This window comes from Micromonospora sp. DT46, assembly GCF_049841735.1.
Lineage (GTDB): Bacteria > Actinomycetota > Actinomycetes > Mycobacteriales > Micromonosporaceae > Micromonospora > Micromonospora reichwaldensis.
The window spans coordinates 551,211-576,149 of record NZ_JBNCKW010000004.1 but is presented as its reverse complement, the minus strand read 5'-3'; the positions used below and the strand labels follow the sequence as shown (position 1 = coordinate 576,149).

Genomic DNA, 24,939 nt, shown 5'->3' with positions numbered 1-24,939 from the left:
ATCACCATTCCGCGTAGGAGCCGTCGCGGTGCCGCCACGTGGGGCTGCGCCACGCGTGTCCGCGCTTGTCCGCCGCCCGTACGGCGTGCTCGTCGATCTCGATGCCGAGGCCGGGTGCCGTGAGCCGCTCGACGTACCCGTCGACGAACGTCAGCGGGGTCTTGTCGAGGCAGTAGTCGAGCACCTCGGCGCCGAGGTTGTAGTGGATGCCGATGCTCTGTTCCTGGATCAGGTAGTTCGGCGTGGCGAAGCCGACCTGGAGGCAGGCGGCGAGCGCGATCGGCCCGAGCGGGCAGTGCGGGGCGAGCTGCACGTCGTACACCTCGGCCAGCGCGGCGATCTTGCGCACCTCGGTGATGCCGCCGGCGTGCGAGAGGTCCGGCTGGGCGACCGCGATGCCGGCCTGGAGCACCGGCAGGAACTCCTGCCGGTTGTAGAGCCGCTCCCCCGTCGACACCGGCGTGGTGGTGGAACGGACGAACTCGCCGATGAGGTGCGAGTTCTCCGGCACCACCGGCTCCTCCAGGAAGAACGGCCGGTACGGCTCGAGCAGCGGGGCGACCCGGCGGGCGGTGGCGAGGGTGAACCGGCCGTGGAAGTCGACCGCCACGTCCCGCTCGTCGCCGAGCACCTCGCGGGCGGCGGCCACCCGCTGCACCACGCCGTCGATCTCGGCGACGGACGCCACGCTGCTCATCCGGCCGGAGGCGTTCATCTTCACCGCGGTCAGGCCGGTGGCGACGGCGGCGGCGATCTGGTCGCGTACCTCGCTCGGCTCGTCGCCGCCGACCCAGCCGTAGACCCGGATCCGGTCCCGGACCGGGCCGCCGAGCAGCTGGTGCACCGGCGCGCCGAAGTGCTTGCCGGCGATGTCCCACAGCGCCTGGTCGAGCCCGGCCACGGCGCTGGCCAGGATCGGCCCGCCCCGGTAGAACGAGCCCTTGGTCATGACCTGCCAGTGGTCCTCGATGCGCAGCGCGTCCCGGCCGACCAGCATCTCGCTGAGCTGCTCGACGGCGGTGCGGACGGTCTCGGACCGGCCCTCGCAGGTCGCCTCGCCCCAGCCGACGATCCCGGAGGACGTCTCGACCCGGACGAACAGCCAGCGCGGCGCGACGAGGAAGGTCTCCACCCGTTCGATCGTGGTCATGGCGTCCTCAGCCCTTCGTGGCGCCGGCGGTGAGGCCGGAGACGACGTACTTCTGCACGAACAGGGCGATCAGCATGATCGGCAGGGTGACCACCGTGGCCGCCGCCATCAGGCCGCCCCAGTCGATGCTGGCGTAGCCGACGAAGTCGAAGATCGCCACCGGGAGCGTCTTGGTGTCGGCCCCGGACAGCACGAGGGCGAACATGAAGTTGTTCCAGGAGAAGATGAACGACAGGATGCCGGCGGTGGCGATGCCGGGCACCGACAGCGGCAGGGTGATCCGCCGGAACGCGCCGATGTGGGTGAGCCCGTCGACGAGCGCCGCCTCCTCGAGCTCGGTCGGCAGGCCGTCGAAGTAGCCCATCATGATGTAGACGATCAACGGCAGCGACACGAACATGTGGCTGAGGATCAGCACGGTGAACCCGCCGACCATCTGCAGGTTCGAGAAGACGTAGTACCAGGGCACCAGCAGCGAGACGCCGGGGATGACCCGCGCCATGAGCACGACGAGCGCGGACTTCTTCATGTTGAAGCGGCTCATCGAGTACGCGGCGGGCACGCCGAGCAGCAGCGACAGCACGGTGGCCGCGAGCGCCACCCAGAGGCTGTTGCCGATGAACTGGATGTAGTTCGCCTGCTGGAGCACGTTGGAGTAGTTGTCCATCGTCGGGGAGAAGACGAAGGCCTTGTCGGTGTCGTAGATGTCGACGTTCGTCTTCAACGACGCGGCGACCATCCACACCAGCGGCGCGATCAGCGCCAGCACGACGAGGACGAGGGCCACCGTGCGGAAGATCTTGTACGGCCTGCGCAGCTTCATCGGTCCAGCCCCTTCTTGCGGTAGGTCAGGGCCCACATCACCCCGATGATGATCAGGAAGAAGATGATGAGGACGGTCGATGAGACGCCGTAGTCGTTGTAGTCGAAGCTGAGCCCGTAGGCGTACACGTTCAGGGTCTCCACCTCGTGGAACGACCCGCCGCCGCGCCCCTTGGTGGCGTAGAGGATGTCGAAGGTCTTCAGGGCGTCGATGCCGCGCAGCAGGATCGCGACGATCACGGTGGGCATCAGCAGCGGCAGGGTGACGTGCCGGAACCGCTGCCAGGTGCTGGCGCCGTCGATCAGCGCCGCCTCCTGCGGCTCGTCGGACAGCGACGTCAGGCCGGCGAGCAGGATCAGCACGACCATCGGGGTCCACTGCCAGATGTCGATGAACATCGTCGTCGGCAGGGCCGAGTTCTGCCCGGAGAGCCAGGGCTGGGGATCGATGCCGACCCAGCCGAGCACCTGGTTGGCCATGCCGATGTTGGGGTCGAAGATCAGCCGCCACATCATGCCGACCGCGACCGGGGTGGCCACCAGCGGCAGGAGGATCGCGACCCGGACCCACTTCTCACCGCGGAACGGCCGCCACAGCAGCAGGGCGATGGCCATGCCGAGGACGACCTCGAAGAAGAGCACGACGCCGGTGAAGAGGGCGGTGCGCCACACGGCCGGCCAGAACCGGTCGGTGTCGCCGAGCACGTCGAGGTAGTTCTGGAAGCCGATGAACGAGCTCTCGGCACGGACCGAGCCCTCGGCGTCGGTCAGGCTGAGGTACCCGGTCCACGCCACCGGAAAGATGATCAGCACGGCGACGAACAACATGGCGGGTGCCGCGAAGAGCCACTTGCGGTGCGCGTTGGCCCAGCGCGACCAGGCCGAGGTCTCCGGGGACGCCGGACGCGCCTCGGGCGATCTTTTGACTGGTGTGGTGACGGCTGACATGAGGTCTCCGGGTGGGTCAGGGCAGCGGCCCGACGCGGGGTGGCGGAGCCGGTCGGCTCCGCCACCTGCGCTTCGGGCTACTTCGCCTCGTCGTCGAGGAACTTCTGGAACGCCTCGTTGGCCGCGTCCGCCGAGGCGGCCGCGTCCTTGCCGGTGATCGCGTCGACGATCGGCTGGCCGACGATCTCCCGCGCCTGGGCGACCTTCTCGACCAGCGGCCGGTCGTGGCCCACGCCGTTGGCGGTGCTGACCGTGGTGGCCTCGGCGAGGTCCTTCGGGTAGGTCGCCGCGCCCTCCGGGTTCTCCCAGACGGAGGTACGGGCGCTGGGCACGCCGGCCTTCTGCTGCGCCAGCGCCTGCTCCTTGCCGGCCGCCCACTGGATGAACTTCCAGGCGTTGTCCTGGTTCTTGGACGCCTCGTTGACGCCGAGCGCCCAGGACGGGATGTTGTACGGCTTCGAGCCGGCCGGGCCGGCCGGGAAGGCCGCGAACCCGACGGTCTCGGAGACCTTCGACTTGGCCGGGTCGGTGGCGTTCTTGTAGAGCGAGTTGGCCTCGGTGTAGAAGGCCGCCTTGCCCTGGGTGAAGATCGCCATCGCCTCGGACCAGCTCATGTCGGTGCTGATGTTCTCCGGGCCGTGCTCACGCAGCATCCCGCCGTAGTAGGCGTACGCCTGCTTGGCCTGCTCGGTGTTGATCGAGGCCTTGCCGCTGGCGTCGACGAAGTCGCCGCCGAAGCTGTAGAGGAAGCTGGAGAACTGGGTGACGGCGGCGGCCTTGCCGGTGCGGGACACGAAGCCCGCCACGCCCGGGTTGTCCGCCTCGACCTTCGCCGCCTGCGCCTTGAGCTCGTCGAGGGTCTTCGGCGGGGCGGTGAAGCCGGACTTCTCCAGCAGGTCCTTGCGGTAGTAGAGGACCTCCTGCTCGGTGATGATCGGCACGCCGACCACCTTGTCCTCGTACGTGGTGGCCTGCACCGGTCCGGACTGGAAGTCGGCGATCTCGAACGCGCTGTCCGACTTGCTCTTCTCCGTCAGGTCGGCGAGGTACTTGTTCTTGGCGAACAGCTTCCCCTCCTGCAGCGGCCGGTACATCATCACGTCCAGGTCGGTGGACCCGGCGTTCAGCTTGACGTTGTACTGGTCGGAGAGCTGGTCCTCACCGAGCTGGGTGACCTCCACCTTCAGGCCCGACTGCTTCTCGAACTCCGGCAGGGCCTTCTTGATGTTCTCCGTCCAGACGTGGTTCACCAGCGTCACGCGAACGGTGTTCGAGCCGCCGGCGTCGTCCCCGCCGCCACCGCAGGCGGACAGGCCGAGGGCGACGACCATCGCCAGGGAAGTCCCAATAACTGATCGACGTCTCACGTCCATCTCTCCTTATGCCGTGGCCGTGGCCGCCGCCCTGACGGGTGGGCCGCCACCTCGCGGTTTACATCCGCTTAACAACCGGATGCTAGGCCGAAAAAACAGATTTATACAAGGGGTAGGCCCAACTGATATGCTCCATGACGTGAAATCGTCCTCCTCGGGGGCTGTGGCCGCCCAGCTCGCCCCTGTCGAGGCTGGCCTGCACGCACGCGTCCTCGATCGCCTCGGCACGGCCATCTGTGACGGCGAGCTGACACCGGGGTCGGTGCTCAACATCGACGACCTGGTCGACCGCTACGCCGTGTCCCGCTCGGTCGTCCGCGAGGTGCTGCGGGTGCTCGCCTCGATCGGGTTCATCGAGACCCGGCGCCGCGTCGGGGTCATGATCCGCCCGTCGGAGGACTGGAACGTCTTCGATCCGCAGGTGATCCGCTGGCGGCTCGCCTCGGCCGGCCGCATCGTCCAGCTACGCTCGATCACCGAGCTGCGGACCGCCATCGAGCCGCACGCCGCCTGGCTGGCCGCCAACCGGGTCGGCCACGACGAGGCGAGCGACCTGGTCGGGCTCGCGGCGAAGATGTGGGCCGCCGGCAAGGCCGGGGACGAGGAGCGCTTCCTCCAGCTCGACATAGAATTCCACCGCCGGATCCTGGTCGCCTCCGGCAACGAGATGTTCGTCCGGTTGCAGGACCTGATCGCGGAGGTGCTCACCGGCCGGCACCAGCACCACCTGATGCCGCACCACCCGCACGAGCAGGCCCTCCAACTGCACGCCGAGGTGGCCCAGGCGATCCAGCGGCGCGACGGCGAGCGTGCCCGGCGGGCCATGGTGCAGCTCATGGAGCAGGCCTTCGACGAGATGAGCTCGATCTGGGAGCAGACCGGCGAGACTGCCGGCGCCTGAGCGCGACCCGCCGGGCTGGCGGCGTACCGGCGCGGGCGGCTCGGCGCCGACAGCCCTGCGCGGGCGCGGACTCCGGGACCTCGGCGGCCACCGGTGGTCGTTCCAACTGACGGCGGCGGGCCCGGCGGCGGTCGCACGGACCGCCGCCGGGCCGTGGTCAGCCGGGGTGCCCGGCGGTCGTCCGCGCCGGCCCGCGGCGGGCCGAGCGGCCCACGCGGGTCACCAGCAGCAGCGCCACGATCAGGTACGGCACCGCGGCCACCGCGAACGCGACCCCGTTGCCGGCCCCGGTGGCGAGCAGGCCGTAGCCGCCGTAGACCGCGATGACCGTCACGTCGGTGGCCATTCCGGCCAGCGAGGTGACGGTGGCGCGGCTGCCCCCGCTGATCCGGGCCTGCAACCGGGCGTCGGCGAGCACGGTGGCGAGCTGGAAGCCGCAGAACGCCGCCGCGACCAGCGCGAAGCCGGCCGGCCGGGCGGACAGCGCCCCCGCGACCAGGGCCAGGGCCGACAGCGCCAGCAGGCCGGCGTACCCCCGGGCGGTCAGCCGCTCCCCCGCCGGGGCCAGCAGGCCGCCCACGGCCACCCCGAGCCAGGTGAGCAGGAGCAGCAGCGGCACGGTCGCCTCGCCGACGCCGGTGTCCCGGGCCAGCAGCGGGGTGTACTCGTCGAGGGCGCCCCAGACCGCCGCGACGACCGCGACCAGCAGCACCGCCGCGCGCACGCTCCGGTCGGCGCGGACCTCGGCGAGCCCCGCGCGCAGGCTCGCCCACCAGCCGAGGTCCTCGTCGTCGTCCGCCCCGCCGTCGTGCCCGGTCCGCTCCGGCCCCCCGCCGCCCAAGACGAGGGCGGGCGCGGCGTCGACATCGGCGGACTCGGCGTCGGCCCGGACAGGCGCGGCGTCGACATCAGCGGACGCGGCGTCGGCCCTGACGGACTCGGCGTCGACAGCGGCGGTCTCGGGTCGGCGGTGTTCGGGGAAGCGGGTGGCGACGGCGGCGGCGAGCAGGCAGGCGAGCACGCTCGCCACGCCGACGGCCGGGTAGCCTCCGACGGCGAACACGGGGCCGGCCAGCAGGATCGAGGCGAGCACGCCGATCGTCCCGGCCGTCTTCGCCCGGCCGATGACGCGGGCGTAGCGGCCGGCGGCGCCCAGGCGGTCGAGTTCGGTGAAGACCAACGCCTCCAGCGCGCCCGAGGCGAGCGCCCCGCCAGCGCCCCAGAGCACGAACCCGACGGCGAAGGCCGGGTACGAGGGCACGAGCACCCAGAGGGCGAAGCCGGCGGCGGTGACCACCGGCGCGAGGCTGAGCAGCAGCCGCCGGGAGACCGCGTCGGCGAACGCGCCGGAGGGCACCTCCAGCAGGATGCTGGCGGCCGACCAGATCACGAACAGCGACGAGATCTGCCACACCGACAGGCCGGTGTCGCTGAACAGCAGCGCGTACAGCGGATAGAGCAGGACGAGTTCGCTGAGGAACGCGTACCCGTAGAGGGTGGCCGCCAGCCGGCGGACGCGCGCGTCGGACGCGCGCGGAGGGTGGACAGTCATGGGACCTTCCCGTGAGGACGAAGCGGACGCCGGACGTACGGCGACCGCGGCGGCCCACGGCAGTGGCCCCTAGCAGTGCATCAACATCGCCACGTCATGCCGCGATGGTAGCCGCGCCGGCCCGGGCCGTCACGCCCTTCGCCGGACACACGCCGGGGTGGGATCCGATGTGGATCCCACCCCGGTGGTGTGGTCAGCGGCGGCGTTGCTCGCCCTCCAGCGGCGGGATCACCATGGTGGCCTCGCTGTCCTCGCCGGCCGGGCGGGCCGGGACGGTGGCACCGCCCGAGGTGACCCGGGTGGCGTCCGGGTCGCCCTGTCGCGGCACGGGCACGGTCGGGTCGGTGTCGACGCGGGGACCGGAGACCACCTGCGTGGCGTCCGGGTCCGCCCCGACGCGCGGGGCGGAAACCACCTGGGTGGCCTCCGGGTCGGTGCCGACGCGCGGGCCGGAGACCACCTGCGTGGCGTCCGGGTCGCCGCCGTGCGTCGCCGCCGCGGCGAGGTGGGTCTCGCTGTCGCGGCGTCCGGCCTGGTAGGCGCGCGCGTGCGTGGCGATCAGCCGCGACTCCTGCTCGGCCCGGCTCAGCCACGACTCCCAGCGGCTCTGCATGGGACGGACCAGCCCGCCGCCCACCCCGACGACGAGGATGCCACCCACGGTGGCCAGCACCGCGATCAGCACCGGAGTGGTGACCGCGGTGGCCACGCCGATCTGGTTGAGCGCGGCGATGACGCCCAGGCCGAGGATGAACACGGAGGCGATGGTGGCCAGGAGCCGGCCGTACGACAGCCCGCCGAGGGCGCCGCTGATGATGTCCTTCACCGCGTTGGCGATGGCGGCGGCCACCACGACGATGACGATCGCGACGAAGGCGCGGGGCAGCCAGGCGATCACACCCGCGATCAGGTCGGAGATGGGATTCGGCCCCCAGATGCCGAAGGCCAGCTGGAGGGTCACCAGCAGCACCCCGTAGTAGGCCAGCTTGGCGACGATGTCACTGGCGTCGTACCGGGAGCGGGCCAGGGCCCGGCGGACCCCACCGCGTTCCACGGCCCGGTCGAAGCCCACCCGCTCCAGCACCTTGTCCACGATCTTCAGCACGGCCTTGGCGATCAGCCAACCGGCCACCAGGATCGCCACGAAGGCGACGGCCTTGGGCAGGAACAGCATCACCGACCGGAGGGCGTCCCCCACCGCGTCGCCGAAGTTGTCTCTCATCGGAATTCCTCCACACGGCATCCGGGTTCGTCCGGCCCGACCTACCCCCGGCGGCGACCGGGGAAACGCCCGGTCACCGGCGCCGGCAGCCGTAGGACACCGGGGTCTGGGCCTGCACCGGAGCCGGTGAGGTGATGTTGACCGTGGCCGTCTCGGTCGTGCTGCCCACGCCGCTGAAGGCCCAGCGCAGCGTCAACTCGACGGTGCGCTGGCCGCGCCCGACCCGCTCGGTCAGCAGGCTGCCGGGCACGCTGCCGGTGCGCAGCCACTGGTAGCGGATCTCCCCCGCCCGGCCGTTTGTCGACACGGTGGCGACCACGTCGACGGTGACGTCGCACCGGTCGCCGGCCGGCTGCGGAACCGCCACCGTCACCCCGGTCACCTCGAGCGGGCTGATCCGCTGCCAGAGGTGGAGGCCGACAGCGACGAGCAGCGCGACGGTCAGCAGGGTCGACAGCACCGAGGCCACCGTCCGCCACGGCGACCGCCGTCGCGGCGGCGCCGGCCACGCGGGTGCCGGCGGCGGGGTCGTCGGCACGCCCGGCCCGAACCGCACCTCCCCGCCGGGCGGGGCGGCGGGCCCGCCGGGCGGCGTCCCCGGACCGGGTCCGGTGGTACGCCCGGCACCGGCCACGTGCCCGACCTCCGTAGCCGTCGCCCGGGCGGTCCACTCCCCCGGCGCGTGCCGCGCCGCCGGCCACGGCCCGGGCCCCCCGCCCGGTGCGTGCCGCGGCATCGTCGCCTCACCGGGTTCCGGGCGCACGGTCGCCGCACCGTGGGCCAGGGACGCCGTGGGCTCCCCCGCCACCAGGCGCACGGTCGCCTCACCCGAAGCCGGGGATGGTGCCGTCCCCGCCAGGTACATGGTCGCGTCGCGCGAGGGCAGGTGCGTCGTCGGCTCCCCCGCCGCCAGGTGCACGGTCGCCTCATCGGAGGCAAGGCGCGCGGTCGGCTGCCCACCAGCCAGGTTCCCGGTCGCGTCGTGGGAAGGCAGGTGCGCGGTGGGCTCCGCCCGTGGCTGCGGCTGGTGGACGCCGAGGCGGGCGGTCGCCGCGCCGTCGTCCGGCTGACGGCGGGCGGGCAGCGCCTCGGTCGGGTCGTTCGGCTGGGTCACGGCGGCCCGCCCTCCGTCGTCGTGGTCGGCATCGAAGTGTCGGGCTTCAGCCCGGCGTGCAGAACGAGCGCAGCGTCACGTACACCGGCGAGCCCTCGGGCGAGGCGTTGCCGGCCTCGTCCACGGCGACGACCCGGACCGGGATCCGGGTGCTGGTCTTCGGTTGGGGCAGCTCGCCCAGGACGCCCCGGAACACCCCGCGTGCGCCCGACGCCATGGGCACCTCGGTGGTGCGGCCGTCCAGCGTGTACCGCAGGCTCACCCTCAGGTCCCCGGTGGCCGTACTGTCGTCGGCGACGACCGCGGAGATCGTGCTGGACGTCGGCCCGTACGGGCAGCCGCGGGGGTCGAGTTCGCCCGGGCTGGCCGCGACCCGGCCGACGGAGGGCGCGACGGTGTCCGCCGGCGCGGCGCTGGCGCTGGCCGACGCGGTCGGCGGGGCGGGGGCCGACGTCGTCGGCGTGCCGGTCCCGGCCGGCTCCGGTGCGGCCGTCGTCGCCGTCGGTGCGACGGAAGGGGTCGGGCTGGGCGTCGTCCCGGCCGTCGGGCTCGGCGCGGGGGCCGACGCGGAGGGCGCACCCGTCGGCTCCGCCGGCGCCTCGGGTGCGGGCGTCCCGGCGGCGGGCAGCGGCTCGTCGCGGCCGGCGTAGCTGAACCCGGCGCCGCCGAGCAGCAGCGCCGCCGCCAGCCCGCCGCCGACCAGCGCCGCGCGGGCCCGGCCGGATCGCAGCCACGTCCACCGGTCCGTCGCCTCGCCGAACGCGGTGCTGGCCAGGCTGGTGGCCCCGCCGGTGCCGTCCGGGAACGGCAGGAGGGCGGCGAGCAGGGCCGCCCGCCGGGCCAGCTCGCGCAGGCCACGCTCCTCCCACCGCCGCCCGTACGACTCGGCCGCCACCCGCTCCAGCACGGCGAGGAAGACCTGGGCGGGTTGCGGCCGCTCGGCCGGTTGCTTGGCCATGCCGTGCCGCAGCAGTTCGTGCACCGGCTCGGGGGCCGGTTCGGTGGGGATCGGCGCGTGGGCGTGCTGCTGACGCAGGGTGAGCAGGTCCCGCCCGTCGAAGGGCGGCCGGCCGGTGAGGCACTCGTAGAAGGTGGCGGTGGCCGCGTAGATGTCGCAGGCCGGGCTCGCCGGAGCGCCCGTCCACTGCTCGGGGGCCATGTAGCGGGGAGTGCCGGTGACGCTGACCCCGGAGCCCTCACCCACCGGCATGGCGATGCCGAAATCGGCCAGTTTGCTGGCGCCCTCGGCCGTGACCAGGACGTTCTCCGGCTTGTAGTCGCGGTGCACGACGCCCCGGGCGTGCGCCGCGCCGAGCCCCGCCAGCGAGCCCTTGAGGACGCAGAGCGCCGACTCCGGCGTCGTCGCTCCGTGCGCGCGCAGCAGCTGCCGCAGCGACACGCCGTTGACCAGTTCCATGACGATCGCCGCGCCGCCGGGCGACTCGACGTACTCGTAGAGGCGGGAGACGTGCGGGTCGTCGATGCCGGCCAGCAGCCGGGCCTCGGCGCGGAACGCGGTACGGAACGCCGGGTCGTCACCGATGCCGCCGGTGAGGTACTTGATCGCCACCGGGGTGCCGGTCGCCTCGTGCACGGCGAGGTCCACCCGGCCGGACGCGCCGGCGCCGAGCTGCCGCACCGGGCGGTAGCCGGAGACCTGCCAGCCGGTCACGCGTCCACCTCCCCGCTCCGGGGACGGTGGGGCCGCCCCCCGGTCGCCATTGTGGTCGCGGGAGCCGGCGCGGCCATCGGCGCAACGGCTGCTTCCGGCCCCCGGACGTCCGGGGCGTCCCGGCGGGTGGCGGCATGGTCGGTTACGGACACACGTCACTGGTACCACCCGCCGGCAACCGCACCGCGCCACGGCGCTCCCGGCCGGGCCGGCTGGACTAGGGTGCAGGCCGTGGGCAGCGAGGCGACTCCCGAGGCAGCGACCCGTCGGCCGATGACGACCCGGCGGTGGCTCACTGTCCTGTTGCTGACGATGACCGCCCTTGTCCTGCTCGGCGGGGGCGCCGGCGCCGCCGCGCTGAGGCACACCGCCGCGGTCTCCAACCACCTCGCCGACCAGGTCGCCCCGGCCAGTACGGCGGTCGGCCAGCTCGACAGCGGCCTGCTCGCCCAGGCGGCGGCCGTACGCGGCCACGTCGTCACCGCCGACCCGCGCTTCCTCGACGCGTACCGGCGGGGCGTCGAGAGCGAACGCGCGACCATGTCCCGGCTGCACGAGCTGCTCGCCGGCGAGCCGGAGGCGCTGGCCGACCTGGACCGGGCGCGGCGGCTGGCCGACCGCTGGCGCACCGAGTACGCCGAACGCCTGGTCGCCTCCCGGCAGGCCGGCGGGACGCCGGAGGAGCTGGCGCCGCTGGTGACCGGGGACGCGGAGACCTTCGCGGCGGTACGCGCCGAGCTGACCGGGCTGGTCGGCCGCCTCGACGGGATCCGGGACGCCGGCCGGGACGACCTCGACCGGGCCCGGGCGTTGCGGGACCTGACCTTCGTGGCGATCCTGGCGGCCCTGCTGCTGTGCGGGATCGTCGGATCCGTGCTGGTGCGCACGAGGGTGCTGCGCCCGCTGGACCGGCTGGGCGCCTCGGTGCGGCAGGTGGCCGGCGGCGACTTCCGGCACCGGCTGCGGCCCGACGGCCCCGCCGACATCGCCCGGCTGACCAGTGACGTGGAGACGATGCGCCGCACCGTGGTGGAGGCGTGGGAGCGCAGCCAGCACGACCGGGACGCCCTGGAACAGCAGGCGGACGAGCTGCGCCGCTCCAACGAGGACCTGGAGCAGTTCGCGTACGTGGCGTCGCACGATTTGCAGGAGCCGCTGCGCAAGGTGGCGTCGTTCTGCCAGATGCTGGAGCGCCGCTACACCGACCAGCTCGACGACCGCGCCCGGCAGTACATCGGCTTCGCCGTCGACGGGGCCAGCCGGATGCAGGAGCTGATAAACGACCTGCTGACGTTCTCCCGGATCGGCCGGGTCTACGGCGAGCTGCGGGAGGTCGACCTGGCCGAGGTGTTCGCGCAGGCCGAGTCGAACCTGTCCCGGGCGGTGGACGAGTCCGGCGCGACGATCACCCGCGACCCGCTGCCCACGGTGCGGGGCGAGCCGACCCTGCTGACCATGCTCTGGCAGAACCTGCTGGGCAACGCGGTCAAGTTCCGCAGCCCCGACCGGGCGCCGCTGATCCGGGTGACGGTGACGGACACCCCGCAGGACTGGTCCTTCGCCGTCGAGGACAACGGCATCGGCATCGACCCCCGGTACGCCGAGAAGATCTTCGTCATCTTCCAGCGCCTGCATCCCCGTGGCACGTACCCGGGCACCGGCATCGGGCTCGCGGTGTGCAAGAAGGTCGTCGAGTTCCACGGCGGCACGCTGAGCCTGGACGAGGCGTACCGCGACGGGACCCGCTTCGTGTTCACGATGCCGCGGCTGCCGACGGCGGTCGTACCCGCGCAGCCCAGCGAGCCGGCCGCGGAGTCGGCGGCCGGAGTCTGAGGGCCTGCCCGCCGCCCCGGGTCAGGCCTGCGGGCGCCGGTGGCCGTCACCGGGCACCGGCGCGGCGGGTTCCGGCCGCCCGGCCGGCGGGCGCTCCGCCGCCGGTGGCTCCGCGCCCCGGGTGAACTTGTCGAAGAAGCGCAGCAGCTCCACCGGGAACGGCATCACCAGGGTGCTGTTCTTCTCCGCCGCCACGTCCACCACCGTCTGCAACAGCCGCAACTGGTAGGCCCCCGGCGTGTTCGCCATCGCCCGGGACGCGTCGGCGAGCCGGCGGGACGCCTGGTACTCGCCGTCGGCGGCGATCACCCGGGCGCGGCGTTCGCGTTCCGCCTCGGCCTGGCGGGACATCGACCGTTTCATCCCCTCGGGCAGCGCGACGTCCTTGACCTCGACCCGCTCGATCAGCAGCCCCCACGGCCCCTCCGTCGGCGCGTCGATGACCGCCTTCAGCTCGGCGTTGACCCGGTCCCGGTCGCCGAGCACGGTGTCCAGGTCGGCCTTGCCGATCACCGAACGCAGGGCGGTCTGTGCCACCTGGAGCACGGCCGAGGGGTAGTCGCGGACGTTGACCAGCGCCTTCACCGGGTCGACGACCCGGTAGTAGACCACCGCGTCGACGGTGAGGGTGACGTTGTCCCGGGTGATCGCCCCCTGCGGAGGCACACCGATGACGGTCGTCTGCATGCTGACCCGGACCATCCGGTCGGCGACCGGGACGATCAGGCGCAGGCCGGGCTCCCGGACCGGCGTCAGCACCCGGCCGAAGCGGAAGACGACGCCGCGCTGGTACTGCTGCACCAGCCGGACGCTCAGCGCGCCGACGAGTGCCAGGAGCGCGGCCACGATCACCACGCCGATCACGACCGCTTCCACGGCACCCCCGATCCGAACGGCTCCCCGGGCCGCCCCTTTCCCGCTGCGCCGGGAAGTAGTCCCGGCGCAACGGGTGGCCGGCCGGCCCGTCGGATCAGCCGGCCGACCTGCCGCTGCCGGACGGGCGGGCGGCCACCAACGCGATCCCGCACGCCGCGACGGCGCTCAGCGGGGCGATCAGGAAGCCGACGGTCACCTCGCCCGCCGCGTCCAGCACCACGCCGGCCACCGCCGCGCCGCCCGCGCTGCCCACCGAGAACGCCGTCGCCGCCCAGGCGAACGCCTCGGCCACCGTGCCGGTGGGCGCCACGTCGTCGATCGCGACGAAGGCGATGGTCAGCAGCGCCGGCAGCGCGAGCCCGCTGACCGCCATCAGCGCCAGCATCGCGGGCGGGGCCGGGGTGAGCAGCAACGGCAGGTAGCCGGCGGCGAAGACGCCGACCACGCGCGGCAGCGTGGCGTGCCGGCGCAGTCCGCCGAAGCGCACGTAGAGCAGGCCGCCGACCAGCGCCCCGGTGGCCTGCGCGGCGAGCAGCCAGCCGGCCCAGGACCGGGCCCCGGCCGCCTCGGCGTATCCGGTCGCGGCGACTGTCACGCTCCCCACCGCCGCCCCGACCAGCAGCAGCGCCCCGAGGATCAGTCGGAGCCGGCCGGCGCGCAGCGGCCCGGCCCAGTGGCGTACCGCCGGCTCGCCCCGCCAGCGCCGGACCGCGTCGGTCGTGGCGAACCACGCGGTGCCGGCGGCCTGGAAGCCTGCGGCGGCGGCGAGGCCGCCGGTCGGGCCGGCCAGGCCCACGGCGGCGAGCGTGACCACCGGGCCGAGGATGAAGATCAGCTCCTGGACGGCGATGTCCAGGGTGTACGCGGTCTGCACCCGGTGTGCGGGGAGCAGGTCGCGCCAGAGCACCCGCAGGCACGACTCGAACGGCGGCGCGCCAGCCCCGGCCAGGGCGGCGGCGAACACGGTGACCGGCAGGTTGACGTGCGCGGCGGTGAGGGCGAAGCCGATCGTCGACGCCGCCACGGAGAGCCACAGCACCGGCGGCTGCCGCCAGCGCTGCGCCATCCGGGCGAGCATCGGCTGGCCCACGGCGGTGCCGGCGGTGAACGCGCCGACCAGCAGGCCGGCGACGGTCAGCGTCATCGTCTCGCGGGCGAAGACGAGCAGGGCCAGCGGTGCCGCGCCGAGCGGGAGCCGGCCGAGCAGGCTGGCCGCCAGGACCCGGGCGGTCTGCGGCGCCCGGAGCACGGCGAGGGCGGAGGTGTCGGCGGGGTCGACGGGCGGGTGGTCGGCGGGCGGTACGAGTTGGCGGTGATCGGATCCGGGCATGACTGAGCGCTCCCAAGCGTGGCGGAGATGGACCGGTGGGCGGCGGAGTGCCGGGCCGGTCAGGGAACGTAGTCGGAGCGATCGTGGCCGTCGCCGTAGAGCGGGAGGTCCGGGGTGATCCAGAGACCGTGCGCGGCGGCGACGGCGTGCGACGGGATCACGCTGGACAGTCTAGACCCGAACGCCGCCACCGGTGGGGGCCAGCCGCGCCGGATTGGCCCTGGCCACCGCGCCGACCGGCCCCCCTACGATGACGGCCCACGACTCGCCGCACCGCCGGGAGGACGTCATGCGGGAGCGCTTCGCCGACCTGTCCACGCCGCTGATCGCCGACGCCTGCGTACGCCTCGGCGTGCCCCCGCGCGCGGCGCCGGCCGGGATCCGGGCGGTCGTCCCCGGTCACCGCCTCGTGGGCCGGGCACTGCCGGTGCGCCACCACGGCAGCGTGGACGTCTTCCTGGAGGCGTACGAGAACGCGATCCCGGGCGACGTGCTCGTGATCGACAACGGCGGCCGGAGCGACGAGGCGTGCGTCGGGGACCTGGCGGTGCTGGAGGGCGTCGCGGCCGGCATCGCCGGGCTCGTCGTCTGGGGCCTGCACCGGGACACGCCCGAGCTGGTGGAGATCGACCTGCCCGTCTTCAGCTACGGCAGCCTCCCGGCGGGCCCGGCCCGCCTCGACGCGCGGGAGCCGGAGACGCTCACCAGCGCCCGGGTCGGGCCGCACGTGGTGACCGCCGACGACCTCGTTGTCGCCGACGACGACGGGGTGCTGTTCGTGCCCGCCGCACGGGCCGCGGAGCTGTTCGCGGCGGCGGAGCGCATCGGGACCGTCGAGCGGGTCCAGGCGCGGCGGATCCGCGCCGGGGAGACGCTGCGGGAGCAGACCGCCTTCGCCGACTACCTGGCCCGCCGCGCCGCCGACCCCGCCCACACCTTCCGGCAGCACCTGCGGCAGGTCGGCGGGGCGATCGAGGAGTGACCACCCGAAGGCGCGCGTGAGGGTGGTCATAGCGGCTGGACGCCCCACCGTGGCGGGCTGCTAGCCTCGTCGGCAGGTCATGAGCGCCAGCGTCAAGCCCCGGCTCGCTGGCCGGCAACCCTCGTCCGCGCAGGGGTGCCCCGGGTGAGGACCAGGCACCGGAGCAGCTCCGGTGCAAGCGCGGCCTGGTTCCCAGGTCGTCCCGACCGAGGAGAGCCATGCCCGTCCGCATCTGCGCCCCACCGGCGGTCCCCGCCGTGGCCCCGGCGTCGCCGGCGCTGATCCGGCGCCGCCACATCGACATGATGCGGGTCTGCGCCACCTCCTGTCGCCCCGGCGACGCGCGCTAGCCGCGCCACCCCTTCTTTCCCGCACCATTCCAGCGGTACGCCCACCGGGCGCACCGTCGGCGACGCGCGCCCCGTGCCCGTCGCCGCAGACACCTCATCGGAGACACCTGTGCGATTCCTTTCCTCCCTCACCCGCGCCGCCGCCCTCGGCGTGGCCGCCGTCCTGGCCGCCACCACCCTGACCGCCTGCGGCGACGACGCGGCCGGCGCGGCCGACAACCCGTACGGCCTGCTCCAGCCGGGCGTGCTGCGCACCGGCACGCTCACCGACGCCCCGCCGAACGTCTACCTCAAGGACGGCAAGTTCACCGGCTTCGACAACGACCTGCTCGTCGCGGTCGCCGGGAAGGTCGGCCTGAAGGTGGAGTTCGTCGGCACCGACTTCTCCGCGCTGCTCTCCCAGGTCAACAACCGCAAGTTCGACGTCGGCAGCTCCTCGATCACGATCACGGAGGCGCGCAGGAAGACCGTCGACTTCGGCAACGGCTACGACTTCGGCCACTTCGGACTCGACGTGCCGGCCGGCTCGTCGATCAGCGGCTTCGACCAGCTCGCCGGCAAGCGGGTCGTGGTCGTGCAGGGCACCGTCCAGGACGACTACGCCACCGGCGAGGGGCTCGACCCGGTCCGGGTGCCCGACTACAACGGCGCGATCAACCAGCTCAAGGCCGGCACGGCCGACGCCTGGATCGCCCCCGCCGAGATCGGCGACAAGTCGGCCGCCGACAGCGCCGGCAAGATCACCGTGGCGGCCAAGCTGCTCAGCCCGGCCCCGACGGCGTACGCGTTCGCCAAGGGCAACGACAAGCTGCGCGAGGCGCTCGACAAGGGCCTCGACGAGGTGATCGCGGACGGCACGTGGAGCCGCCTGCAGGCCCAGTACTACCCGGGCCGCCCGATCCCGGCCGACTTCACGCCGGGCAGCGGCACGGTCGCGGTGCCGTCGGCGTCGGCCACCTCCTGAGACGTACGGACGACGAGCGAGCGGGGCGGTAGGAGCGACGATGGATCCGTTGAGCACCCTGTGGGAGACCTTCTTCGACTGGGACTCCATGCGCGAGGCGCTGCCCGAGATGCTGACGGTGGGGCTGCCCAACACGCTGATCCTGGCGATCTCCGCCGCCCTGCTCGGCTCGGTGCTGGGCATGGCGCTGGCCGTCGCGGGCATCTCGCGTACCCGATGGTTGCGGTGGCCGGCGCGGGTCTACACCGACGTGTTCCGCGGATTACCCGCCGCGGCGACGATCCTGCTCATCGGCGTCGGCCTGGCGCCGCTGGGCATGCAGGTGTGGGGGCCCAACCCGTATCCCCTGGGCATCCTGGCGCTGTCGCTGATCGCGGCGGCCTACATCGGCGAGATCTTCCGCTCCGGTATCCAGTCGGTGGAGGCCGCCCAGTTGGAGGGGGCCCGGGCGCTGGGCCTGTCCTGGGGCGAGGCGATGCGCCTGGTGATCGTGCCGCAGGGGATCCGGCGGGTGCTGCCGGCCTGGGTGAACCAGCTGATCGCGCTCATCAAGGACTCCAGCCTGGTCTACTTCCTCGGCCTGCTGGCCAGCCAGCGGGAGCTGTTCCGGATCGGGCAGGACTACGCGGCTAACACCGGCAACCAGTCGGCGCTGCTGCTGGCCGGGCTGTTCTACCTGACGCTGACGGTGCCGCTGACGCACGCCGTCAACTGGATCGACCGGCGACTGCGGCACGGCCGGCAGGCCACCGCGCCCGCTGACGGCGACGACGACCTCGACCTGGCGCTGCCGGGCGCGGCGGGAGGGAACCAGCGATGAGCATCGACACGACGACCTCGGGGAGCCTGAGCGTCCGCGACGTGCACCTGGCCTTCGGGTCGCACCGGGTGCTGCGCGGGGTGGACCTGGACGTGACGCGCGGGGCGACGGCCTGCGTCATCGGCCCGTCCGGGTCGGGCAAGTCCACCCTGCTGCGCACGATCAACCGGCTGATCGAGCCCGACCGCGGCGACGTGCTGCTGGACGGGCGCAGCGTGCTGGCCGACGACCCGGACGCCCTGCGGCAGCGGATCGGCATGGTCTTCCAGCAGTTCAACCTCTTCCCGCACATGAGCGTGCTGCGCAACGTCACCCTCGCGCTGCGCCGCATCCGCAAGCTCGGCGAGGACGAGGCGGTGGCCGTCGCCCGCGAGCACCTCGAGCTGGTGGGGCTGGCGGCCAAGGCCGACGCCCGCCCGGCGCACCTGTCGGGCGGGCAGCAGCAGCGGGTCGCGATCGCCCGTGCGCTGGCGTTGCGCCCGCAGGTGATGCTCTTCGACGAGGCGACCTCCGCCCTGGACCCGGAGCTGGTCAAGGGCGTGCTCGGGCTGATGGCCGAGCTGTCCGCCGGGGGCATGACGATGGTGGTGGTCACCCACGAGATGGGGTTCGCCCGCGAGGTCGCCGACACCGTGGCGTTCATGGACCGCGGCGTGGTGCTGGAGGCCGGCGAGCCGGCCGCGATCTTCGAGCGGGCCGAGCACCCCCGGCTGCGCCGATTCCTCTCCCAGGTGCTCTAGCGCCGAGCCGGTCACGTCGGTGGACCGACCCGTCCGGTGCCGTGGGTCTCGTCCTCAACGCGTGGGAAGGCTCCGCAGTTCCTCGGTGAGCTGTTCGAGGTACTCGGGCGGCCCGGCCTCGGCGAACCACAGCCAGAGTTCGGCGGCGTGGATCGGCAACCAGGCCCGGACCATGGCCGGGTCAGCTCCGTAGCCCTCGACGAGGACGTCGAACGACCGTGGGTCCTTGCGCGCGGCGCCCCAGGCCGCACGCGACAGTTCTCGGAGCGGGTCGCCGAGGTGGGCCGCCTCCCAGTCGACGACCGCCGTGATCCCGCCGTTCGCGGCGAGGAGGTTCCCGTCGGTCCAGTCGCCGTGACAGAACACCGGGCGACTGGCCGGTGGAACGGCGAACGGCAGCGGGGGGCCGCCGGCTTCGCGGTAGCGACGGACGATCAGCGCATCGTCCGGCGCGGCCGGCAGCCCGTCGGGTGGCGGCAGCTCGTGGAGCCGACGGAGCAGTGCCGCCGAGGCACGCAGCCCGTCGAGTCGCACGTCGGCGTTCTCGCTGTCCAGTCGTTCACCCGGCATGAGCGTCATGAGGATCGAGCCCGGCCCCACCTCGACGAGTTCGGGAACCGGCATGCCCGTGTCGGCGAGCGCCCGCAGGGCGAGCACCTCCGTGTCGTGGCGGGAGGGTTGCGTCATCCGCTTCTCGACCAGCCGGCGCCCCTCGCGCTCCACCAGCCGGACGTGACCGACCGCTCCCTGCCGCATCCCGCCATCCTGCCAGGCGCGGAAGGCTGGCGTACCGCCGAGTCTTGGCAATATCCTCCACTGCACACGCGATGCCTGGAGTTCCTTTTCACGGGGCCGCCCCCGCCCCCACCTCCGGCCGCAGAGGAGAGACGCCATGCACGTCGAGAATTCCGCACTGGACCGCCGAACCCTGCTGCGGGCCGGCCTCGGCGCCGCCACGGTCGCGGTCGTCGGCAGCCAACTCGCCCTCCCCGGCGCCGCGCAGGCGGACCCCGGCACCGACCTGGACTGGATCTACAGCTGCGACGAGTGGGGCGCGCGCCCGCCGGCGGACCCACTGGCCGTCAGCGCCATCCCCACCAACAAGATCATCGTGCACCACATGGCGTTCCCGAACGTCACCGACTACTCCGAGGCGCAGGCGGTCAAGCTGGCCCGCGACTGCCAGAACCTGCACATGGACGGCAACGGCTGGTCCGACACCGGCCAGCACTTCACGGTCAGCCGCGGCGGGTACGTCATGGAGGGACGCCGGGGCAGCCTGGAGCGGTTGCACGCCGGCGACCGGCAGATGATCTCGGCGCACTGCCCGGGCGAGAACGGCCGGGCCATCGGCATCGAGAACGAGGGCACGTACGTCACCGAGACCCCGCCGGAGGCCCTGCTGGACTCGCTGGTCACGCTCTGCGCGACCATCTGCCGGCAGTACGGGCTGCACGCCCACGACATCTTCGGCCACTGGGACTTCCGCACCACCCTGTGCCCGGGCGCCACCTTCTACCGGCAGTTCCCCGCCCTGCGCCGCCGGGTCTTCGAGGCCCTCGGCACCGACCTCGCCGACGTGCCGGCCCGCCGCTGGCCGGACCTGTGGCGCTTCGTCGGCTCCCCCAGCGTCCGGGTGGTGCAGTACCTGCTGGCCCACCGCGGCTACACCGTGCCGGTCAACAGCGTCTTCGACGCCGCCACCGTCGCCGCGGTGCAGGACTGGCAGCACCGCAACGGCATCGCGGTCGACGTCGACGCCACCCTCACCGCCCCCACCTGGGAGACCCTGGTGCCGGAGCTGGGCGCCCACGCCAGCGGCGCGCCGGTCACCGCCGCGCAGTTCCTGCTCAACTACCGGGGCTACCCCGAGGTTGCCGTCACCGGCGAGTACGACCACGCGACCAGGACGGCCGTCAAGGACGTCCAGCGCCTGCACCGCCTGCCCGCGCACGGCAAGCTCGACCTCGACACCTGGTGCGCGGTCGTCGGCGGCGTCGTACGCCGGTCGTTCCGGGACTGAACACCGTCCGCCGGCCCGTCGGAGCGACCCGCCCCGCGGGCCGGCGAAACGCGGTCGCACCTGACCCGCTCCAGCCTCCTGATCTGCGACGATGAGGCAGTCACGACCGGAGGAGGGTGCTGTGGCGTCTCGACTCAACCCGTACCTCAGCTTCCCGGGCAACGCGCGGGAGGCAATGGAGTTCTACCAGCGCGTGTTCGGCGGTTCCCTGTCGACGAACACGTTCGGTGCGATGGGCACCGACGATCCCGCGCTGGTCGACAAGATCATGCACGCGATGCTGGAGACCGACCGGGGCTTCACCCTGATGGGCTCGGACACCGCGCCGGGAATGGAGCACGACCCCGGCAACAACGTCTCCGTGAGCCTCAGCGGCGACGACGCCGACGACCTGCGCGGCTACTGGGGCAAGCTCACCGAGGGTGGCACGGTGACCGTGCCGCTGGAGAAGCAGATGTGGGGCGACGAGTTCGGCATGTGCGTCGACCGCTACGGCATCGGCTGGATGGTGAACATCGGCCAGCCGCAGGGCTGACGAGGTGTAGCGGCAGCGCGAGCGGGTAGGGACCGCTGTCCGGCGGGCCCGGGCGACACCGCACCGGTGCGCCCCGGCCCGCAGCCGCCGGCCGGAGGGGTGCACCCGATGCTGTCGCCGCCCGCGCACCCGCAGCCCGCTCGCCCCGCCCGGCGCGCCCGCCCCCGCCCGGGCGCGCCCCGGCCGCGATGACCCGGGTCCGGAACCTGCGCGTCCGCCCGGACCTGCTCTACGTGGCGAGCGGCTGGAGCACCCTGGTGACCGACGTCCGCGGCCGGATCACCGGCGCCGACCCGCAGGGCTTCTTCGCCCGCAACACCCGGGTCCTCAGCACCGAACGCCTCAGCGTGGACGGCCACGAGCCGGTCCCGTTCAGCACAGCCAACGTGGCGGGGCACGCCCAGCTCTCGTACGCCGCCCTCGGCGACGGCGACACGCTGCCCTCCCGCGCGGCCTACCTGCTGGTGGAGCGCTTCGTCGGCGCGGGCCTGCGGACCCGGCTGACCGTGGTCAGCTACGCGGCCGTGCCCCTGGACCTACGGCTGCGGATCCACCTCGCCGCCGACTTCGCCGACACCAGCGAGGCCGAGACCGGCCGCCGGGTGCAGTCCGGCACAGTCGACGCGAGCTGGAACGACCAGGACCGGGAGCTCCGCCTGACCTACCGGTGCGACGGCCTCGACCGGGCGGTGGCGATCGGCGTACGGGCCGACATGCCCGTCCGGTACGCCGACGCCACCCTGACGGTCGACCTCGCGGTGCCGCCCCGGGGGTCCCGCCGGGTGGAACTCCTCGTCGAACCCGTCTTCGACGGGCAGCGCCTCGCCGCACCGCCGCCGACCTTCGCCGAGCCGGACGACGCGGCCGCGCGCGCCCGCGGCACCCTGGCCCGCGAACTCGCCCGGCTCGCCAGCAGCAACTTCGACGTCACCGCCGCCTGGCGGTGCGCGGTTGACGACCTGGCCGTGCTGCCGCTGGGAGAACCGGACGGGCCGACGGCGCCCATGGCCGGCCTGCCCATCTACCAGGAGATCTTCGGCCGCGACACGATGACCGCCTCGTGGCAGTCCCTGCTCGCCGGGCCGACGATGCTGGCGGACAGCCTGCGGCTCAACGCCCACCACCTCGGGCGGCGCATCGACGACTGGCGCGACGAGGAGCCCGGCAAGCCGTTGCACGAGGCCCGGCGGGGCCCGGTGTCCACGCTCGGTATCGACCCGTTCGACAGCTACTACGGCGACTGGTCGACCGCGCCGGACTTCCTGGTCTTCCTCGGCCAGTACCTGGCCTGGACCGGGGACCTCGACACGGTACGGGACCTGCTGCCGACCGCGCGGCGTGTGCTGGGCTGGATCGACCGGTTCGGCGACCTCGACGGGGACGGCTTCCTCGAATACCACCGCCGGTCCCCCGCCGGCCTGAAGAACCAGGGGTGGAAGGACTCGGACACCGCCATCGTCGACGAGCACGGCGAGGTGGTGCCGAACCCGATCGCGACCAGCGAGTTGCAGGCGTACTGGTACGCCGCCCTGCGGCACGCCGGGGTGGTGTTCGCCGCGACCGGCCACCCCGCGTACGGCGCCGGGCTGGTCCGCCGGGCCGCCGCCCTGCGGCGCCGCTTCCACCGGGCCTACTGGATGCCGGACCGGGGCTGCCACGCGTTGGCGCTGGGGCCGGACAAGCGGCAGGTGCGCTCGGTCAACTCCAACGACGGCCACCTGCTGGCCACGGGGATCGTGCCCGCCCGCATCGCGCCTCTGGTCGCCGACCGGCTGCTCGCCCCCGACATGTTCAGCGGCTGGGGGGTGCGCACCCTGTCCTCGGCACACCCGGCGTACGACCCGTTCAGCTACCACCGGGGCAGCGTCTGGCCGGTCGAGGCGGGCACGATCGGCCTGGGGCTGGCCCGGTACGGCTGCTGGGAACACCTGCACCGGCTCGCGGAGGGGATGTTCTCCGCGGCGGCGCTCTTCACGGAGCATCGCCTGCCGGAGGTGCTCAGCGGACTGCCCCGCGACGACGCCCATCCGCACCCGGGCGTCTACCCGGACTCCTGCTCCCCGCAGGCCTGGTCCGCCAGCGCGATCGTCGCGCTGGTCCAGGCGCTGCTGGCGCTACGCCCGGCCGCGCCGCTGCGTACGATCTTCGTCGACCCGCACCTGCCGGAGTGGCTGCCGGACCTCACGCTGGAGGGCGTGCGGGTCGGCGATCGCACCGTCGACCTGACCGTCCGCCGCGGGCGCGGCGGGCGCACGTCGCTGCGCGCCCGGGGCGACCGGATCACGGTGGTCCGCCGGCCCACGCTCCAGGCCTCGGCGACCCGCCGCCGGTCCTGACCGGCCGATGCCCGGACCAGGTCCGTGGAGACGCCGCGCCCGGGCCGGCCGGCACAACGCGGAATCGGCGTCCGCAGCCGTCAGGGCTAGGATCCGGTGGTGGCCGATCAGGGGCTCATCCAGGACGACGAACGGTTGCGCCGCATCGAGGCAGTGACCGACGCGGCGCTGTCCCGCCTCGACGCGGCCGACCTCTTCGACGAGCTCCTCGACCGCGTCCGGGACCTGCTCGACGTCGACACGGCGGCCATCCTGATGCTGGACACACACTCCCAGCAGCTCGTGGCCACCGCGGCCAAAGGGCTGGAGGAGGAGGTCCGGCAGGGGTTCCGCGTCTCCGTGGGCCGCGGGTTCGCCGGCCGGATCGCCCTGACCGGACGGCCGGTGATCATCGAGGAGGTCACCCCCGACGTCGTGGTCAACCCGGTCCTGCTGTCGATGGGGCTGCGGTCGCTGCTCGGCGTGCCGATGTTCGCCAGGGGCGAGCTGATCGGCGTGTTGCACGTGGGCACGCTGGGCCACCGCCGGTTCACCACCGACGACGTACGCCTGCTGGAGCTGGTCGCCGACCGGGCCAGCCTGGCCAACCTCGCCCGGTCCCACAACCTCGACCACAACGCCGCCCTCGCCCTGCAACGCAGCCTGCTGCCCGCCCGACTGCCCCGCCTGCCGGGCCTGGACCTGGCCGCCCGGTACGTGCCCGGGCACGTCGCCGGAATCGGCGGCGACTGGTACGACGTGTTCGTCCTGCCCTCGGGCTGGCTGGGCCTGGTCATCGGCGACGTGTCGGGCCACGGCCTGCAGTCGGCCGTGGTCATGGGGCGCGTCCGCAGCGCGCTGCGCGCCTACGCGCTGGTCTGCGACGACCCGGCGGAGGCGTTGACGCTCCTCGACCGCAAGGTCAGCCACTTCGAGGCCGGAAACCTCACCACGGCGCTCTACGCCATGGTCTCCCCCGACCGGACCCGCATCCGGCTCTCCGCCGCCGGGCACCTGCGCCCCGTCCTCGCCGTGCCGGGCCAGCGGGGCGCGCCCGTCCCGGTCCACGCCGATCCCCCGCTCGGCACGGGTCGCCGGCCGCCGCCCCGGCAGCAGGCGGAGGTGGACTTCCCGCCGGGCGCGGTGCTCGTCTGCTTCACCGACGGCCTCGTCGAACGCCGCCACGAGGTCATCGACGTCGGTCTCGACCAGCTCGCCCATGTGGTCCGGCCGGCACCGGCCGAGCAGGTGTGCGCCGAGGTCATGGACGCCCTCGGCGCCGAGCAGCCGACCGACGACATCGCCATGCTGGTCGTGCACCGGCTCCTGACCCCGCACTGATCCGTCAGGCCGCCCGCGCCCAGGTGCGCCGTCCGGACGGACGCCGCCACCCGCGTGGTCGCCGGCCCGTTTGGCG

22 protein-coding genes and 1 riboswitch are annotated in these 24,939 nt (G+C 73.5%); of the genes, 11 read left to right on the top strand and 11 right to left on the bottom strand.

Going from position 1 to position 24,939, the window contains the following annotated elements:
* Position 1: 1 nt before the first annotated feature.
* The 4 genes from dgoD to ACLQ20_RS13870 form a co-directional block, all read right to left on the bottom strand.
* The gene (gene dgoD / locus ACLQ20_RS13885; protein ID WP_151453637.1) at positions 2–1,150 is read right to left on the bottom strand and encodes a galactonate dehydratase; all 1,149 of its coding nucleotides are present in this window, start codon (positions 1,148–1,150) and stop codon (positions 2–4) included.
* A 7-nt stretch (positions 1,151–1,157) separates the two neighbouring features.
* Positions 1,158–1,973: a carbohydrate ABC transporter permease gene (locus ACLQ20_RS13880; RefSeq protein ID WP_327028447.1), complete on the bottom strand. Its 816-nt coding sequence runs from the start codon at positions 1,971–1,973 to the stop codon at positions 1,158–1,160.
* A complete protein-coding gene (locus tag ACLQ20_RS13875) occupies positions 1,970–2,920 on the bottom strand; it encodes a carbohydrate ABC transporter permease (protein ID WP_207914545.1) in 951 nt (316 codons plus the stop codon). The genes ACLQ20_RS13880 and ACLQ20_RS13875 overlap by 4 nt, the downstream gene beginning before the upstream one ends.
* A gap of 77 nt (positions 2,921–2,997) precedes the next feature.
* Complete coding sequence (locus ACLQ20_RS13870) at positions 2,998–4,251, bottom strand: ABC transporter substrate-binding protein (RefSeq protein ID WP_151453657.1); 1,254 nt, start codon at positions 4,249–4,251, stop codon at positions 2,998–3,000.
* 181 nt (positions 4,252–4,432) lie between these two features.
* On the opposite strand from ACLQ20_RS13870, the gene ACLQ20_RS13865 reads away from it, so the two are divergent.
* Positions 4,433–5,194 (top strand): FadR/GntR family transcriptional regulator, encoded by a 762-nt coding sequence (locus ACLQ20_RS13865; protein ID WP_225852054.1) that lies wholly within the window; start codon positions 4,433–4,435, stop codon positions 5,192–5,194.
* 157 nt (positions 5,195–5,351) lie between these two features.
* Here the strand turns inward: ACLQ20_RS13865 and ACLQ20_RS13860 are convergent, their stop codons facing one another.
* The 4 genes from ACLQ20_RS13860 to ACLQ20_RS13845 all read right to left on the bottom strand — a co-directional run bounded on the left by ACLQ20_RS13860 (position 5,352) and on the right by ACLQ20_RS13845 (position 10,754).
* Complete coding sequence (locus ACLQ20_RS13860; protein WP_425855812.1) at positions 5,352–6,746, bottom strand: MFS transporter; 1,395 nt, start codon at positions 6,744–6,746, stop codon at positions 5,352–5,354.
* 193 nt (positions 6,747–6,939) lie between these two features.
* Positions 6,940–7,989, bottom strand: a complete 1,050-nt coding sequence (locus ACLQ20_RS13855) for a mechanosensitive ion channel family protein (protein ID WP_425855809.1) — start codon at positions 7,987–7,989, stop codon at positions 6,940–6,942.
* 52 nt (positions 7,990–8,041) lie between these two features.
* Complete coding sequence (locus ACLQ20_RS13850) at positions 8,042–9,082, bottom strand: hypothetical protein (protein WP_425855807.1); 1,041 nt, start codon at positions 9,080–9,082, stop codon at positions 8,042–8,044.
* 46 nt (positions 9,083–9,128) lie between these two features.
* Entirely contained in the window at positions 9,129–10,754 is a 1,626-nt protein-coding gene (locus ACLQ20_RS13845) for a serine/threonine-protein kinase (protein WP_425855805.1), read from the bottom strand.
* 312 nt (positions 10,755–11,066) lie between these two features.
* On the opposite strand from ACLQ20_RS13845, the gene ACLQ20_RS13840 reads away from it, so the two are divergent.
* Positions 11,067–12,587: a sensor histidine kinase gene (locus ACLQ20_RS13840; RefSeq protein WP_425855803.1), complete on the top strand. Its 1,521-nt coding sequence runs from the start codon at positions 11,067–11,069 to the stop codon at positions 12,585–12,587.
* A 21-nt stretch (positions 12,588–12,608) separates the two neighbouring features.
* Here the strand turns inward: ACLQ20_RS13840 and ACLQ20_RS13835 are convergent, their stop codons facing one another.
* Both ACLQ20_RS13835 and ACLQ20_RS13830 read right to left on the bottom strand, forming a co-directional pair.
* Positions 12,609–13,463, bottom strand: a complete 855-nt coding sequence (locus ACLQ20_RS13835; RefSeq protein WP_151453629.1) for an SPFH domain-containing protein — start codon at positions 13,461–13,463, stop codon at positions 12,609–12,611.
* A 94-nt stretch (positions 13,464–13,557) separates the two neighbouring features.
* On the bottom strand, positions 13,558–14,793 hold the full coding sequence (locus tag ACLQ20_RS13830; RefSeq protein WP_327028453.1) for an MFS transporter: 1,236 nt from the start codon (positions 14,791–14,793) through the stop codon (positions 13,558–13,560).
* A gap of 289 nt (positions 14,794–15,082) precedes the next feature.
* Here ACLQ20_RS13830 and ACLQ20_RS13825 point away from each other — a divergent pair, with 289 nt between their 5' ends.
* From ACLQ20_RS13825 to ACLQ20_RS13805, 5 genes are all read left to right on the top strand, one after another.
* The gene (locus tag ACLQ20_RS13825; protein ID WP_327028454.1) at positions 15,083–15,775 is read left to right on the top strand and encodes an RraA family protein; all 693 of its coding nucleotides are present in this window, start codon (positions 15,083–15,085) and stop codon (positions 15,773–15,775) included.
* Positions 15,776–15,850: 75 nt separating this feature from the next.
* Positions 15,851–15,962, top strand: a riboswitch (SAM riboswitch).
* A 31-nt stretch (positions 15,963–15,993) separates the two neighbouring features.
* Positions 15,994–16,125, top strand: a complete 132-nt coding sequence (locus ACLQ20_RS13820; RefSeq protein WP_327028455.1) for a hypothetical protein — start codon at positions 15,994–15,996, stop codon at positions 16,123–16,125.
* 109 nt (positions 16,126–16,234) lie between these two features.
* Positions 16,235–17,089 carry an ABC transporter substrate-binding protein gene (locus tag ACLQ20_RS13815; RefSeq protein WP_425855799.1) on the top strand — a complete coding sequence of 285 codons (855 nt, stop codon included), beginning with the start codon at positions 16,235–16,237 and terminating at the stop codon, positions 17,087–17,089.
* Positions 17,090–17,129: 40 nt separating this feature from the next.
* The gene (locus tag ACLQ20_RS13810) at positions 17,130–17,909 is read left to right on the top strand and encodes an amino acid ABC transporter permease (protein WP_151453625.1); all 780 of its coding nucleotides are present in this window, start codon (positions 17,130–17,132) and stop codon (positions 17,907–17,909) included.
* Positions 17,910–17,911: 2 nt separating this feature from the next.
* Entirely contained in the window at positions 17,912–18,649 is a 738-nt protein-coding gene (locus ACLQ20_RS13805) for an amino acid ABC transporter ATP-binding protein (protein WP_425855933.1), read from the top strand.
* A 54-nt stretch (positions 18,650–18,703) separates the two neighbouring features.
* Here the strand turns inward: ACLQ20_RS13805 and ACLQ20_RS13800 are convergent, their stop codons facing one another.
* Positions 18,704–19,405, bottom strand: coding sequence for a phosphotransferase family protein (locus ACLQ20_RS13800; RefSeq protein ID WP_425855797.1), 702 nt, complete (start codon positions 19,403–19,405; stop codon positions 18,704–18,706).
* A 136-nt stretch (positions 19,406–19,541) separates the two neighbouring features.
* Here ACLQ20_RS13800 and ACLQ20_RS13795 point away from each other — a divergent pair, with 136 nt between their 5' ends.
* The 4 genes from ACLQ20_RS13795 to ACLQ20_RS13780 all read left to right on the top strand — a co-directional run bounded on the left by ACLQ20_RS13795 (position 19,542) and on the right by ACLQ20_RS13780 (position 24,863).
* Positions 19,542–20,672 carry a peptidoglycan recognition protein family protein gene (locus ACLQ20_RS13795; RefSeq protein WP_358118333.1) on the top strand — a complete coding sequence of 377 codons (1,131 nt, stop codon included), beginning with the start codon at positions 19,542–19,544 and terminating at the stop codon, positions 20,670–20,672.
* Between the two features lie 121 nt (positions 20,673–20,793).
* Entirely contained in the window at positions 20,794–21,207 is a 414-nt protein-coding gene (locus tag ACLQ20_RS13790; protein ID WP_151457810.1) for a VOC family protein, read from the top strand.
* Between the two features lie 188 nt (positions 21,208–21,395).
* Positions 21,396–23,543, top strand: a complete 2,148-nt coding sequence (locus tag ACLQ20_RS13785; RefSeq protein ID WP_425855795.1) for a glycogen debranching N-terminal domain-containing protein — start codon at positions 21,396–21,398, stop codon at positions 23,541–23,543.
* A 99-nt stretch (positions 23,544–23,642) separates the two neighbouring features.
* A complete protein-coding gene (locus ACLQ20_RS13780) occupies positions 23,643–24,863 on the top strand; it encodes a PP2C family protein-serine/threonine phosphatase (protein ID WP_425855794.1) in 1,221 nt (406 codons plus the stop codon).
* Positions 24,864–24,939 lie beyond the last annotated feature (76 nt).

Bases quoted from the DNA above. Each gene is read 5' to 3' on its own strand.
- ACLQ20_RS13875 (WP_207914545.1), bottom strand. From the start codon at position 2,920: ATGTCAGCCGTCACCACACCAGTCAAAAGATCGCCCGAGGCGCGTCCG.
- ACLQ20_RS13855 (WP_425855809.1), bottom strand. From the start codon at position 7,989: ATGCCGTGTGGAGGAATTCCGATGAGAGACAACTTCGGCGACGCGGTG.
- ACLQ20_RS13880 (WP_327028447.1), bottom strand. From the start codon at position 1,973: ATGAAGCTGCGCAGGCCGTACAAGATCTTCCGCACGGTGGCCCTCGTC.
- ACLQ20_RS13860 (WP_425855812.1), bottom strand. From the start codon at position 6,746: ATGACTGTCCACCCTCCGCGCGCGTCCGACGCGCGCGTCCGCCGGCTG.
- ACLQ20_RS13830 (WP_327028453.1), bottom strand. From the start codon at position 14,793: ATGCCCGGATCCGATCACCGCCAACTCGTACCGCCCGCCGACCACCCG.
- ACLQ20_RS13840 (WP_425855803.1), top strand. From the start codon at position 11,067: ATGACCGCCCTTGTCCTGCTCGGCGGGGGCGCCGGCGCCGCCGCGCTG.
- dgoD (WP_151453637.1), bottom strand. From the start codon at position 1,150: ATGACCACGATCGAACGGGTGGAGACCTTCCTCGTCGCGCCGCGCTGG.
- ACLQ20_RS13800 (WP_425855797.1), bottom strand. From the start codon at position 19,405: ATGCGGCAGGGAGCGGTCGGTCACGTCCGGCTGGTGGAGCGCGAGGGG.
- ACLQ20_RS13820 (WP_327028455.1), top strand. From the start codon at position 15,994: ATGCCCGTCCGCATCTGCGCCCCACCGGCGGTCCCCGCCGTGGCCCCG.
- ACLQ20_RS13810 (WP_151453625.1), top strand. From the start codon at position 17,130: ATGGATCCGTTGAGCACCCTGTGGGAGACCTTCTTCGACTGGGACTCC.
- ACLQ20_RS13795 (WP_358118333.1), top strand. From the start codon at position 19,542: ATGCACGTCGAGAATTCCGCACTGGACCGCCGAACCCTGCTGCGGGCC.
- ACLQ20_RS13785 (WP_425855795.1), top strand. From the start codon at position 21,396: ATGACCCGGGTCCGGAACCTGCGCGTCCGCCCGGACCTGCTCTACGTG.
- ACLQ20_RS13870 (WP_151453657.1), bottom strand. From the start codon at position 4,251: ATGGTCGTCGCCCTCGGCCTGTCCGCCTGCGGTGGCGGCGGGGACGAC.
- ACLQ20_RS13825 (WP_327028454.1), top strand. From the start codon at position 15,083: ATGCGGGAGCGCTTCGCCGACCTGTCCACGCCGCTGATCGCCGACGCC.